General features: G+C 41.4%; 7 protein-coding genes, 2 tRNA genes and 2 rRNA genes. All 11 read right to left on the bottom strand.

Annotated elements, in window-relative coordinates; all coding sequences use genetic code 11:
• Positions 1-73 precede the first annotated feature (73 nt).
• A 23S ribosomal RNA gene (locus tag FH508_RS00055) occupies positions 74-3,001 on the bottom strand.
• Positions 3,002-3,097: 96 nt separating this feature from the next.
• A tRNA-Ala gene (locus tag FH508_RS00050) sits at positions 3,098-3,173 on the bottom strand.
• Positions 3,174-3,186: 13 nt separating this feature from the next.
• Positions 3,187-3,263, bottom strand: a tRNA-Ile gene (locus FH508_RS00045).
• A 96-nt stretch (positions 3,264-3,359) separates the two neighbouring features.
• A 16S ribosomal RNA gene (locus FH508_RS00040) occupies positions 3,360-4,911 on the bottom strand.
• Together the 16S and 23S rRNA genes with 2 tRNA genes alongside form the textbook arrangement of a ribosomal RNA operon.
• 316 nt (positions 4,912-5,227) lie before the next feature.
• Positions 5,228-6,316 (bottom strand): HD-GYP domain-containing protein, encoded by a 1,089-nt coding sequence (locus FH508_RS00035; protein WP_173479123.1) that lies wholly within the window; start codon positions 6,314-6,316, stop codon positions 5,228-5,230.
• A 146-nt stretch (positions 6,317-6,462) separates the two neighbouring features.
• Positions 6,463-8,949 carry a DNA gyrase subunit A gene (gene gyrA / locus FH508_RS00030; protein ID WP_173479124.1) on the bottom strand — a complete coding sequence of 829 codons (2,487 nt, stop codon included), beginning with the start codon at positions 8,947-8,949 and terminating at the stop codon, positions 6,463-6,465.
• 25 nt (positions 8,950-8,974) lie between these two features.
• Complete coding sequence (gene gyrB / locus FH508_RS00025) at positions 8,975-10,909, bottom strand: DNA topoisomerase (ATP-hydrolyzing) subunit B (protein WP_173479125.1); 1,935 nt, start codon at positions 10,907-10,909, stop codon at positions 8,975-8,977.
• A gap of 91 nt (positions 10,910-11,000) precedes the next feature.
• Positions 11,001-12,116 (bottom strand): DNA replication/repair protein RecF, encoded by a 1,116-nt coding sequence (gene recF / locus FH508_RS00020; protein WP_173479126.1) that lies wholly within the window; start codon positions 12,114-12,116, stop codon positions 11,001-11,003.
• A gap of 3 nt (positions 12,117-12,119) precedes the next feature.
• Positions 12,120-12,344 (bottom strand): S4 domain-containing protein YaaA, encoded by a 225-nt coding sequence (gene yaaA, locus FH508_RS00015; protein ID WP_024364626.1) that lies wholly within the window; start codon positions 12,342-12,344, stop codon positions 12,120-12,122.
• Positions 12,345-12,510: 166 nt separating this feature from the next.
• On the bottom strand, positions 12,511-13,647 hold the full coding sequence (gene dnaN, locus FH508_RS00010; RefSeq protein ID WP_173479127.1) for a DNA polymerase III subunit beta: 1,137 nt from the start codon (positions 13,645-13,647) through the stop codon (positions 12,511-12,513).
• Positions 13,648-13,815: 168 nt separating this feature from the next.
• Positions 13,816-15,165, bottom strand: a complete 1,350-nt coding sequence (gene dnaA, locus FH508_RS00005; protein WP_173479128.1) for a chromosomal replication initiator protein DnaA — start codon at positions 15,163-15,165, stop codon at positions 13,816-13,818.

Here is a 15,165-nt window from a genome sequence, read left to right as displayed (position 1 = left end):
TGAAACCCTCTTAATTGAAAGATGTTATTCTTTCAAAACTGGATAAACGGTTCATTGAATGTTACAAACTTTTTTGGTTAAGTCCTCGATCGATTAGTATTCGTCAGCTCCATGTGTCACCACACTTCCACCTCGAACCTATCTACCTCATCGTCTTTGAGGGATCTTACTTACTTGCGTAATGGGAAATCTCATCTTGAGGGGGGCTTCATGCTTAGATGCTTTCAGCACTTATCCCGTCCACACATAGCTACCCAGCGATGCCTTTGGCAAGACAACTGGTACACCAGCGGTGTGTCCATCCCGGTCCTCTCGTACTAAGGACAGCTCCTCTCAAATTTCCTACGCCCACGACGGATAGGGACCGAACTGTCTCACGACGTTCTGAACCCAGCTCGCGTACCGCTTTAATGGGCGAACAGCCCAACCCTTGGGACCGACTACAGCCCCAGGATGCGATGAGCCGACATCGAGGTGCCAAACCTCCCCGTCGATGTGGACTCTTGGGGGAGATAAGCCTGTTATCCCCGGGGTAGCTTTTATCCGTTGAGCGATGGCCCTTCCATGCGGAACCACCGGATCACTAAGCCCGTCTTTCGACCCTGCTCGACTTGTAGGTCTCGCAGTCAAGCTCCCTTGTGCCTTTACACTCTACGAATGATTTCCAACCATTCTGAGGGAACCTTTGGGCGCCTCCGTTACCTTTTAGGAGGCGACCGCCCCAGTCAAACTGTCCGCCTGACACTGTCTCCTGCCCCGCTAAGGGGCATGGGTTAGAATTTCAATACAACCAGGGTAGTATCCCACCGACGCCTCCTTCGAAGCTGGCGCTCCGAGATCTCTGGCTCCTACCTATCCTGTACAAGTTGTACCAAAATTCAATATCAGGCTACAGTAAAGCTCCACGGGGTCTTTCCGTCCTGTCGCGGGTAACCTGCATCTTCACAGGTACTATAATTTCACCGAGTCTCTCGTTGAGACAGTGCCCAGATCGTTACGCCTTTCGTGCGGGTCGGAACTTACCCGACAAGGAATTTCGCTACCTTAGGACCGTTATAGTTACGGCCGCCGTTTACTGGGGCTTCAATTCGCAGCTTCGCTTGCGCTAACCACTCCTCTTAACCTTCCAGCACCGGGCAGGCGTCAGCCCCTATACGTCACCTTACGGTTTTGCAGAGACCTGTGTTTTTGCTAAACAGTCGCCTGGGCCTATTCACTGCGGCTCTCGTGCGCTTGCACGCTCAAGAGCACCCCTTCTCCCGAAGTTACGGGGTCATTTTGCCGAGTTCCTTAACGAGAGTTCTCTCGCACACCTTAGGATTCTCTCCTCGACTACCTGTGTCGGTTTGCGGTACGGGCACCTCTCACCTCGATAGAGGCTTTTCTTGGCAGTGTGAAATCAGGAACTTCGTCCATACGGACTCGCCATCACAGCTCAACGTTACAGTGTGCGGATTTGCCTACACACACGCCTTACTGCTTGGACGCGCACAACCAACGGCGCGCTTACCCTATCCTACTGCGTCCCCCCATTTCTCAAACGGTGAGGAGGTGGTACAGGAATATCAACCTGTTGTCCATCGCCTACGCCTATCGGCCTCGGCTTAGGTCCCGACTAACCCTGAGCGGACGAGCCTTCCTCAGGAAACCTTAGTCATACGGTGGACGGGATTCTCACCCGTCTTTCGCTACTCATACCGGCATTCTCACTTCTAAGCGCTCCACCAGTCCTTCCGGTCTGACTTCAACGCACTTAGAACGCTCTCCTACCACTGACATCGTAGATGTCAATCCACAGCTTCGGTGAATCGTTTAGCCCCGATACATTTTCGGCGCAGCGTCACTCGACCAGTGAGCTATTACGCACTCTTTAAATGATGGCTGCTTCTAAGCCAACATCCTGGTTGTCTGTGCAACGCCACATCCTTTTCCACTTAACGATTACTTTGGGACCTTAGCTGGTGGTCTGGGCTGTTTCCCTTTTGACTACGGATCTTATCACTCGCAGTCTGACTCCCGTGTATAAATATCTGGCATTCGGAGTTTGTCTGAATTCGGTAAACCGGGATGGCCCCCTAGTCCAAACAGTGCTCTACCTCCAGTATTCTCATCACGAGGCTAGCCCTAAAGCTATTTCGGAGAGAACCAGCTATCTCCAAGTTCGATTGGAATTTCTCCGCTACCCACACCTCATCCCCGCACTTTTCAACGTGCGTGGGTTCGGGCCTCCAGTAAGTGTTACCTCACCTTCACCCTGGACATGGGTAGATCACCTGGTTTCGGGTCTACGACCACGTACTAATTCGCCCTATTCAGACTCGCTTTCGCTGCGGCTCCGCCTTCTAAAGCTTAACCTCGCACGTAATCGTAACTCGCCGGTTCATTCTACAAAAGGCACGCTATCACCCATTAACGGGCTCTAACTACTTGTAGGCACACGGTTTCAGGATCTCTTTCACTCCCCTTCCGGGGTGCTTTTCACCTTTCCCTCACGGTACTGGTTCACTATCGGTCACTAGGTAGTATTTAGCCTTGGGAGATGGTCCTCCCGGATTCCGACGGAATTTCACGTGTTCCGCCGTACTCAGGATCCACTCTGGAGGGAATAAACTTTCGACTACAGGGCTTTTACCTGCTCTGGCGGACCTTTCCAAGTCGCTTCATCTAACTCATTCCTTTGTAACTCCGTATAGAGTGTCCTACAACCCCAAGAGGCAAGCCTCTTGGTTTGGGCTCTTCCCGTTTCGCTCGCCGCTACTCAGGGAATCGATTTTTCTTTCTCTTCCTCCAGGTACTTAGATGTTTCAGTTCCCTGGGTCTGCCTTCAAGACGCTATGTATTCACGTCAAGATACTACGCGATTAAACGTAGTGGGTTCCCCCATTCGGAAATCTCCGGATCAAAGCTCACTTACAGCTCCCCGAAGCATATCGGTGTTAGTGCCGTCCTTCTTCGGCTCCTAGTGCCAAGGCATTCGCCGTGCGCCCTTAATAACTTAACCTAGTTATTAAGCCTAAAAAACTTAATTTAAAAAATAAATGTGTTTGTTACAATTTCAATGTCGTTTTATCCAGTTTTCAAAGAACAAATAATAAATTGGTGGAGCCTAGCGGGATCGAACCGCTGACCTCCTGCGTGCAAGGCAGGCGCTCTCCCAGCTGAGCTAAGGCCCCAAGAGGTTATATATGGTGGGCCTAAATGGACTCGAACCATCGACCTCACGCTTATCAGGCGTGCGCTCTAACCAGCTGAGCTATAGGCCCTCTTGGAAGTTTTATAATATTGTTTATAAACCTTCAAAACTGAACGCAAAACGTAATCTTACAAACCCAAGGTTTGTATTCCGAAAATATCCTTAGAAAGGAGGTGATCCAGCCGCACCTTCCGATACGGCTACCTTGTTACGACTTCACCCCAATCATCTATCCCACCTTCGGCGGCTGGCTCCAAAAGGTTACCTCACCGACTTCGGGTGTTACAAACTCTCGTGGTGTGACGGGCGGTGTGTACAAGGCCCGGGAACGTATTCACCGCGGCATGCTGATCCGCGATTACTAGCGATTCCGGCTTCATGTAGGCGAGTTGCAGCCTACAATCCGAACTGAGAACGACTTTATCGGATTAGCTCCCTCTCGCGAGTTGGCAACCGTTTGTATCGTCCATTGTAGCACGTGTGTAGCCCAGGTCATAAGGGGCATGATGATTTGACGTCATCCCCACCTTCCTCCGGTTTGTCACCGGCAGTCACCTTAGAGTGCCCAACTAAATGATGGCAACTAAGATCAAGGGTTGCGCTCGTTGCGGGACTTAACCCAACATCTCACGACACGAGCTGACGACAACCATGCACCACCTGTCACCGTTGTCCCCGAAGGGAAAACTATATCTCTACAGTGGTCAACGGGATGTCAAGACCTGGTAAGGTTCTTCGCGTTGCTTCGAATTAAACCACATGCTCCACCGCTTGTGCGGGCCCCCGTCAATTCCTTTGAGTTTCAGTCTTGCGACCGTACTCCCCAGGCGGAGTGCTTAATGCGTTAGCTGCAGCACTAAGGGGCGGAAACCCCCTAACACTTAGCACTCATCGTTTACGGCGTGGACTACCAGGGTATCTAATCCTGTTTGCTCCCCACGCTTTCGCGCCTCAGTGTCAGTTACAGACCAGATAGTCGCCTTCGCCACTGGTGTTCCTCCAAATCTCTACGCATTTCACCGCTACACTTGGAATTCCACTATCCTCTTCTGCACTCAAGTCTCCCAGTTTCCAATGACCCTCCACGGTTGAGCCGTGGGCTTTCACATCAGACTTAAGAAACCACCTGCGCGCGCTTTACGCCCAATAATTCCGGACAACGCTTGCCACCTACGTATTACCGCGGCTGCTGGCACGTAGTTAGCCGTGGCTTTCTAATAAGGTACCGTCAAGGTACAGCCAGTTACTACTGTACTTGTTCTTCCCTTACAACAGAGTTTTACGAACCGAAATCCTTCTTCACTCACGCGGCGTTGCTCCATCAGGCTTTCGCCCATTGTGGAAGATTCCCTACTGCTGCCTCCCGTAGGAGTCTGGGCCGTGTCTCAGTCCCAGTGTGGCCGATCACCCTCTCAGGTCGGCTACGCATCGTTGCCTTGGTGAGCCGTTACCTCACCAACTAGCTAATGCGCCGCGGGCCCATCCTATAGCGACAGCCGAAACCGTCTTTCAGAATTGTCTCATGAGAGACAAAAGATTATTCGGTATTAGCCCCGGTTTCCCGGAGTTATCCCAAACTATAGGGTAGGTTGCCCACGTGTTACTCACCCGTCCGCCGCTAACGTCAAAGGAGCAAGCTCCTTATCTGTCCGCTCGACTTGCATGTATTAGGCACGCCGCCAGCGTTCGTCCTGAGCCAGGATCAAACTCTCCATAAAAGAAATTTGATTAGCTCAAATTGTTTTGCTGGCATCAATTTTGATGTCCAAAATTTTGTTTCGTTCGCTAACGAAGTTAGCTACTAAAAACTATATTGATTACGTTTTGCTTGTTCAGTTTTCAAGGTTCATTTTGTTTCGTTTAGTGCGTCACCTCTTGGCGACTCATTAATAATATCAAGTTTCATAATCTATGTCAACACTTTCTCTAAAAAAATTAATATAGTTTTTAATGACATGGATTTTCTCCTTATATTATGCAAATTAAAAAGGCAATCTAGATGCTTAATGACTGCCTTATTAATACTTTGTTCTATTATTCATTTGTAATTATTCGTGAAATATAGAAAGTGCGATTTTTACCTAAATCAAAAATCTCTCCTGTAATACTTAATTTAATAATTGGACGAGTTGGAGCAAATCTATTAACAAACATTACTTCTCCACGTTCAAGATTTGAAAGCTCAATAATTGTACCGATAGGTAAGTCTGCAACTAAATCAATTAGTGCTCTAACTACTTTAATATCAAACTTTCCAAACTCAGACTCATTAATCATTTCTATAACTTTAAACGAAGATTGTTTAGATCGATAGATGCGTTCACATGTCATAGCATGAAAAACATCTGCAACAGCAATAATCTGTGCAAAGATAGATATATTAGCGATTTTCTCACCTTTAGGATAGCCGCTTCCATTTAAGCGCTCATGATGCTGAAAAATTGCTTCTTTTATTGTATCTTTTAAGATTGTTAAATCCTTTACCATGTTGTAGCTATAAATAGGATGTTTATAAATCTCTGCAAATTCCTGTTCGGTTAAAGACGTTTTTTTATCTCGAATACGTGGATGGATTTTAGCCATTCCGCAATCTGCTAATAAACCGCCAATTGCAATTTGAATTGTTAGCCCTTTATCATAACCTAATTTTTGAGCAATAACGGAAGAAATCAAAGCTGTACCTACACAATGATGGTATAAATAATCTTTAGGATTAGAATACTCGTTTAAATTGAAAATTATTGTACGATCTTCTAATACCATATCCAATAAAGGCAAAATAATTGTACGAGCTTTTGTAATATCTACTTTTGCACCAGCTTCCCAATTTTTGAACTCTCTTTTAAATTGTTCAACAGAATTGTCGTATACTCTTTTAAATGTTGGGATGGCTTCTGGTAGGATAGCAAAATCTATTTCTTGTTCGGTTTCTACTAAAACTTCCTTTACATTATCTTTATATACAGGAGCTCTTGAAATATTAAAAGCACTAAAAACTTGTAAATGTTCATGAGATACTACTGTATCTTTGAAGATAATAGGATATTGTGTATTAGCAAAAATATCTTCAGAAATAACTTTTCCTAAACGTAATTCTGAAATTGGGACATGTACCGTTTCCACGAAATTAAACACCTCTTTACTATTTCACTTACTTAAACTAAGGTCTAATAATATATTATCACGAATTTCTAAATTATTACTTATTTTTCATGATATATAATAAAAACCGATGAGCAGCAACAAGTGCTGTCTTCATCGGTCTTTTTTTATTCTTCTATTTGCTCATTTTCATTTTCAATTTCGTTTTCATCGGACACATCTTCGTCTTCTTTTTCTACTTTCGCAACAGTAGCAACAAGTTCGTCATCTCCTAAACGAATTAAACGAACGCCTTGCGTACTACGACCGATTAATGAAATATCATTTACATCCATACGTATAAGCATGCCGTTGATAGTAATAAGCATTAAATCTTCAGAACCATCGACGGTTTTAACAGCTACCATAGGACCATTTTTGTCGGTAATTTGAATTGTTTTTAAACCAACGCCACCACGACTCTGTAAACGATACTCCTCTTCGGTTGTACGTTTACCATAGCCTTTTGCGGTAACAACTAAAATTTCTTGCCCTGGTTCAACTATTTCCATACCAACTACTTCGTCACCATCACGTAGTTTAATACCACGGACACCGCCTGCTGTACGCCCCATTGAACGAATATCCTCTTCTTGGAAACGAACAAGCATCCCATCACGTGTACCAATAATAACTTGCTTAATACCATCCGTTAAACGAACAGCAATTAAATCATCATCTTCTCGTAAACTAATAGCAATTAAGCCATTTGTACGGATATTAGCAAATTGAGATACTGGCGTACGCTTCGTAATACCTGTTTTCGTCGTAAAGATAAAATAAGCATCCTTATCGAATGAATCTACGCGAATCATTGCTGTAACTTTTTCACCTTTATCGATGTTAAGTAAGTTAACGATAGGTAAACCTTTAGCTGTACGTCCATACTCAGGAATTTCGTAACCTTTTGCACGGAATACTTTCCCCTTAGATGTGAAGAATAAAATAGTATCATGCGTAGATGTATTCATAAGGTGTTCTACGAAATCATCATCGTTCGTACCCATTCCTTGTACACCGCGGCCACCACGCTTTTGACTGCGGTATGTATTGGCAGCTAAGCGCTTAATATAACCATTGTGCGTTAAAGTAACAACTGAATTTTCTACAGGAATTAAATCCTCATCTTCAATCATTTCCATACCGCCAGATGTTATTTCTGTACGACGAGCATCACTGAAGCGTTCTTTAAGCTCTAATATTTCGGTACGAATAATATCAACAATTTTAGCTTCATCAGCTAAGATTGCTTTTAATTCAGCAATTAGCACTTGCAGCTCTTGATATTCAGCTTCTATTTTTTCTCGCTCTAATCCACTCAAACGAACTAAACGCATATCTAAAATTGCTTGCGCCTGACGTTCAGATAAATTAAATCGCTCCATTAATTGTGGTTTTGCTTCTTCCCCACTACGAGAACCACGAATAATCGCGATAATTTCATCGATATGGTCAAGTGCAATACGTAAGCCTTCTAAAATGTGTGCACGATCTTCCGCTTTCTTTAAGTCAAATTCAGTACGGCGACGAATAATGACTTTTTGATGCTCTAAATAATGATAAAGCATCTCTTTTATACCCATTACTTTTGGCTGTCCATTTACTAACGACAACATATTAACACCGAAGCTTGATTGCATCGCTGTTTGTTTATATAGATTATTTAAAACGACGTTAGCATTTGCATCTTTTCGTATTTCAATAACCACTCGCATACCACGGCGGTCAGATTCATCACGTAAATTAGTAATGCCATCGATTTTTTTATCGCGTACGAGCTCAGCAATCTTTTCGATTAGTTTTGCTTTATTTACTTGATAAGGTAATTCATGAATTAGAATTGTTTCCTTACCATTTGATTTTTGCTCAATTTCTACTTTAGCTCGAATAATAATGGAGCCACGACCGCTTTCATAAGCACGGCGAATACCACTACGTCCTAAAATTATTCCACCAGTAGGGAAATCTGGTCCTGGAATAATTTCCATCAATTCTTCGGTTGTAATTGCAGGATTTTCAGATAGTGCTAACACCCCATCAATCGTTTCCCCAAGATTATGTGGAGGAATGTTTGTAGCCATACCAACGGCAATCCCTGCCGCACCATTTACTAATAAGTTTGGATAGCGACTTGGTAAAACAACTGGTTCTTTTTCAGAGCCATCATAGTTATCCGTATAGTCAATTGTATTTTTATTAATGTCACGAAGCATTTCCATTGCAATGCGGGACATACGTGATTCTGTATAACGCATCGCCGCAGCTCCGTCACCATCGACAGAACCAAAGTTCCCGTGACCATCAACTAGCATATAACGGTAACTAAAATCTTGCGCCATACGTACCATTGCATCATAAATAGAGGAGTCACCATGTGGATGGTACTTACCCATTACATCCCCAACGATACGTGCTGATTTTTTATACGCTTTATCTGCTGTATTACCTAGCTCCTGCATGCCGTATAAAATACGACGATGAACTGGTTTTAATCCATCACGTACATCTGGTAATGCACGCGAAACGATTACACTCATGGCATAATCGAGGAAGGATGTTTCTATTTCTTCTGTTATATTAACTCCTTTTACTCCGGAGCGTTCTTGTTCTGACAAAGTGTAGACCTCCCCTCAAGAAAAATTAAATATCTAAATTAGCGTATACCGCATTTTCTTCAATGAATTGACGACGAGGTTCTACTTCATCGCCCATTAAGCGTTCAAAAGCTTCATTTGCTTTAATTGCATCATCTAACTCTACTTGTAACAATGTGCGGTGCTCTGGATCCATCGTTGTATCCCATAGCTGCTCTGCGTTCATTTCCCCAAGACCTTTATAACGTTGAACAACAGGCTTTGGCATACTTGATAATCTTCCTAAAATCTCTTGTAGCGCAATATCATCATAGCAATATTCAACATGCTTACCTTGCTTCACTTGATATAGTGGTGGCTGTGCAATATAAATATAGCCAGCATCTACAAGCGGTCGTAGGAAACGGAAGAAGAATGTTAACAGTAACGTACGAATATGCGCTCCGTCTACGTCGGCATCCGTCATAATAATGATTTTATGATAACGGGCTTTTTCTAAATTAAATTCCTCGCCAATACCAGTACCGAATGCTGTAATCATTGCGCGAATTTCTGCATTCGATAAAATTTTATCTAATCGTGCTTTTTCTACGTTCAAAATTTTACCACGTAAAGGTAAAATCGCTTGGAAATGACGGTCACGTCCAGATTTTGCAGAACCACCAGCAGAGTCACCCTCTACAATGTAAATTTCACATTCAGCAGGATTTGTGGAAGAACAGTCTGCAAGTTTACCAGGCAAACTTGATACTTCAAGCGCTGACTTACGGCGTGTAAATTCACGGGCCTTTTTCGCTGCTACACGTGCACGAGCAGCCATTAAGCCTTTATCAATAATTTTACGTGCTACTGTTGGGTTTTCTAACATAAATCGTTCAAAACCATCTGAGAATAATGCATTCGTAATTTGGCTTACCTCTGAGTTACCAAGCTTTGTTTTCGTTTGTCCTTCAAATTGAGGATCAGGGTGCTTGATAGATATAATAGCCGTTAACCCTTCTCGAACGTCTTCACCTGTAAGGTTGGCATCAGCTTCTTTTAACAAACCATTTTTACGTGCGTAATCGTTGATAACACGAGTAAGTGCTGTTTTAAAGCCAGACTCATGTGTACCACCTTCGTACGTATTGATATTATTAGCGAATGAGAAAATATTCGATGAAAATCCTGCATTATATTGCATGGCTATTTCAATTGAAATACCATCCTTTTCACCAAGAACATCAATTGGTTCATGGATAGGCTCTTTAGATTTATTTAAGTGCTCTACATAAGAACGAATACCACCCTCATAATGATATGTAGTAGAACGTACCTCATCTTCACGCTCATCTGCAATTGTAATTCGAATACCGCGATTTAAATAAGCTAGTTCGCGAATACGGTGTGCTAAAATATCGAATTCATAAACTGTTGTTTCTTTGAAAATTTCAGGGTCTGCTTTAAAACGAGTTGTTGTTCCGTTATGATCTGTCTCACCAATAACAGTTAATGCTTGTTTCGTTTGACCACGTTCAAATTTAATTTCGTGAATATGTCCCTCACGATGAACTTGAACGATTGTCTCAACTGATAAAGCATTTACAACCGAGGCCCCTACACCATGAAGACCACCAGATACTTTATATCCTCCACCGCCGAATTTACCACCTGCATGGAGTACTGTCATAATTACTTCGACAGCTGGTTTACCCATTTTTTCTTGAATACTAACAGGAATTCCTCGACCATTATCCTCTACACGAATCCAGTTATCTTTTTCAATCGTAACAGAGATATCAGTACAAAATCCTGCAAGTGCTTCATCAATACTATTATCAACAATTTCCCACACCAAATGGTGGAGACCTTTAGAACTTGTTGAACCAATATACATCCCTGGTCTTTTACGAACCGCTTCTAAACCTTCTAATACCTGTATCTGATCGGCTTCATACGCTTGATCTTGTAAACCTTCGTTTTCTATAGCCACGGCTTCCATCTACTCCTTCATAACATCATTGTGTGTAAATGAATGAACAGTCAACCGAGCTGACTATTACCATTCTTTTATAATCTAAAAAACTCCCTGGCTAACTTTCTTCAATCGCACCTTGTTTCACGTGGAACAGCTGTGCATGTTCCATCGTCTCATGATGAATTCCATCAACACTTGTAGTCGTTACAAAGGTTTGGACTTCACCTTGAATGGTGTTTAATAAATGCGATTGGCGATAATCGTCGAGTTCCGACAATACATCATCTAAAAGTAGAATGGGTGTTTCATTTGTTTCTTGTTTAATTAACTCAATTTCGGCAAGCTTTAATGATAATGCAGTTGTACGTTGCTGCCCTTGAGAGCCATATGTTTGCACATCATAGTCGTTCACTAAAAATTGTAAATCGTCTCGATGTGGTCCAACCATAGTGACGCCACGATCGAATTCGCGGTCCTTAACCTCTATTAGCTTTTTAAGTAAAATATCTTCAATTTCACCCGTTGTCTGTCCCTTATCAATACCTGCTACGGTGCGGTATTTAATAACTAAAGTTTCTTTGCCTTGTGAAATTCCTGCATGTATTGGTTCTGCCCACTCTTGTAACAAATCCATAAATTGAAATCTTTTTCGAATAATTTGGGTAGCTGCGTGAATATACTGCTCATTATAAACATCATACATCACGTCATTAGTCATTAACTTGCCCTGATTCATTTTCAAATAATGATTTCGTTGTTTTAAAATCTTCTGAAAGGTTAATAAATCATGTAAGTAGACTGGCGAAATTTGACCAATCTCCATATCGATAAAACGTCGTCGTATTTGTGGACTTCCCTTTACAACATTTAAATCTTCTGGCGCAAACATCACTACATTCATTTGACCGATATAATGGCTCAGGCGACTTTGTTCAATATGATTAATCTTACCTTTTTTGCCTTTTTTCGTAATGGTAAGCTCAATCGGTAAAATACCATGCCTTTTTTGAACGGCCCCTTCTATTTTACCATAGTCTGAATCCCAACGTATCAATTCTTTATCGTTCGTCGTACGATGCGATTTTGCCATCGCTAATACGTAGATAGATTCCATGACATTTGTTTTCCCTTGGGCATTTTCACCAATAAATACATTTATTTTTGGAGAGAAATTTAACGCCAAAGCGTCATAATTACGGTAATTTGTAAGTTTTAACTGCTCTATATGCATAATTTATTGTCCAGTAGGCCCAACAATTCGGAATCGGCCACACCCAGGGATATTTACAACATCTCCGTTACGTAATTTGCGACCACGGCGATCGTCTACCTCGCCATTTACGTAAACATCATTTTCGTGTAAAAACCATTTTGCCATTCCGCCTGAGCTAATAGCATCGGTCATTTTTAATAGTTGCCCTAATGTGACAAACTCTACGTCGATTTCAATGTCTTTCATAGCTGTGTTACCCTCCAAATACAGAATGTCTATCTCTCTATCATACCTAAAAATGCATGATAAGTAAAAAAAGATAGCCGCATCTCGCGACTATCCTAAAGTTTATCCAAATAAAGTAAACATAACACAATTTCTTTACATTGCTCCACTAATATAAATTAGATGATCAATATGTTCGCACTGGTAAAATAAGTTGTAGAATCGCATCATCATGCACAGAACGTAAAATAAATGGTCTCATAGCGCCTGTAAATTGAATGACTACATCTTGGCCATCAATCGCTTTTAATGCTTCCATCATGTATTTTGCGCTAAAGGAAATTTTTAAGCCTTCCCCTTCTAATGCTTCTACAGGTATTTCTTCTTGTACTTTACCAATCTCAGGAGAATTCGATGAAACTTCAACAGCTTGACTATCTAAAATTTCAAATCGCACGACATTATTACGATCACCTCGTGCCACTAGTGATGCACGGTCGATTGCTTGTAACAATGCTTTACCGTTAATCGTTACATTTGTTTGATATTCTTCTGGAATTAAACGTGATGTATCTGGATAGTTTCCTTCAAGCAAGCGAGAGAAGAATAATACATCTCCTGTTTTAAATAAAACTTGCTGACTTGTAATAACAATTTGGACAAGGTTTGTAGAGTCTTCTAGTACTTTGTTTAACTCATTTAAACTTTTACCTGGAATAACAACACTATGTTCAACTTCTGGTAAATCTTCTAGTTGAACTTTACGTCTTGCTAAACGGTGGCTATCTGTTGCAACACAGATTAATGTTTCATTTTTTATCTGCCAGTTTACACCTGTCAACACGGGTCTGCTTTCAGAAGTAGCAACTGCAAACACTGTTTCACGGATAATTGATTTTAGTAGGTCAGCAGGTATAGTAAATTTTTGATCTTCCGTTAATTCGGGTAATAAAGGATATTCCGCTGCATCTGAGCCAATTAAATGGAATTCCGATTTACCTGAGCGAATATGCGTTTGGAAACCTGTTGTTACTTGTATTTCTACTTCATTTGTTGGCAATTTACGTACGATTTCATTGAACATACGAGCTTGTACGACAATAGAACCTGTTTCTGTAATATGAATAATTTGTTGTCCATCTTCTTCTACTGGGATAAATGTTTGAATTGTAATATCAGCATCACTACCAGTTAAACGAATTCCTTCGTTTGTTACATCGATTTTTATCCCCGTTAATATTGGAATAGTTGTTTTTGAACTTACAGCTTTCATGACATCATTTAAACCTTCTAGTAAACGGTCACGTAAAATATCAAATTTCATTTCTTTTCCCTCACATATTTATATTATTTATTTATTTAAATATAAAAGATATAGTAATAGGCCCTGTGGATTTGTGGATAAGTGCTTCTATGTGAATAAAATCAGTCTATCCACATGTAGATAGACTGTGTATAAGTTTGTGTTTAAATATTTGAGTTGTCCACAAGATTATTTTCCTAGCATGCTACGAATTTGTTTAATATCTTGTTGCAATTGAGTGTCATTTTTCAACAACGAAGATATTTTTTCATGAGCATGGATGACCGTAGTATGGTCACGACCACCAAACTCTTCGCCAATTTTCGGCAATGAGAAGTCTGTTAATTCGCGCGATAAAAACATCGCAATTTGTCGAGGAAACGCGATTAGTTTCGTTCGTTTTTTAGCTGAAAAGTCTTCTAAACGAATATTAAAGTGCTCCCCTACGGCATTTTGAATGTCTAATATCGTTACAGTTCTTGGCTTCGCATTAGGAATAATATCTTTTAACGCTTCAGCGGCTAATGTAGCAGTAATATCTTTGTTAACTAGCGATGAGTACGCTACGACACGAATAAGCGCACCTTCAAGCTCCCGAATATTGGAGTCAATCTGGTTCGCAATATAGAGCATTACCTCGTTCGGTACATCCAAACCGTCCGCTTTTGCTTTTTTTCGTAGAATGGCAATACGTGTTTCTAAATCTGGTGGTGCTATATCTGTGATAAGCCCCCATTCAAATCGAGAACGTAAGCGATCCTCTAAAGTCGGGATTTCCTTAGGTGGACGGTCACTAGAAATGACAATTTGTTTGGATTCCTCATGTAATGTGTTAAAAGTATGGAAAAATTCTTCTTGAGTAGATTCTTTTCCAGCAAGGAATTGAATATCATCAATTAGCAGTACATCTACATTACGATATTTATTGCGAAAATCGAGTGCTTTATTATCACGAATAGAGTTAATAAACTCATTCGTAAATTTTTCTGATGATAAGTACACGACTTTTGCATTTGGATTATGTTCTAACACATAATGGCCAATTGCGTGCATTAAATGCGTTTTGCCAAGCCCTACGCCCCCATAGATAAAGAATGGGTTATAGGCCTTTGCAGGGGCCTCAGCGACAGCTAATGATGCAGCATGAGCAAAGCGGTTTCCAGAGCCAATAACGAACGTATCAAATGTATATTTCGGATTTAACATTCCTGGTGAAATATCATGTTGGTCGTTATTTTTTGCTTGGATAATCGGCGCTGGTAAGTCAAAATCGTCCGAATCCTGGTTTTTTTGAACAACAAATTTAATAAGCAAGTCTTCGCCTGTTAGCTCCGTTAATATACCTGTAATCAAATGAATATAATGATTTTCAAGCCAGTCTCGAGCAAACGAATTTGGCGCGGCAATCGTCACTGTCGAACCACTTCCATTGTAAGAAAGTAATTTTGTAGACTTTAGCCACGTTTCAAAGCTTGGTTTAGAAATTTTTTGTTCAACTTGAGCCAGGACATTATTCCATAATTCTTCTAAATGTTCCAA

This window comes from Lysinibacillus sp. CD3-6, from assembly GCF_006351725.2.
In the GTDB taxonomy this organism is placed as follows: Bacteria; Bacillota; Bacilli; order Bacillales_A; family Planococcaceae; genus Lysinibacillus.
This window is presented reverse-complemented; position numbering and strand designations above follow the sequence as displayed.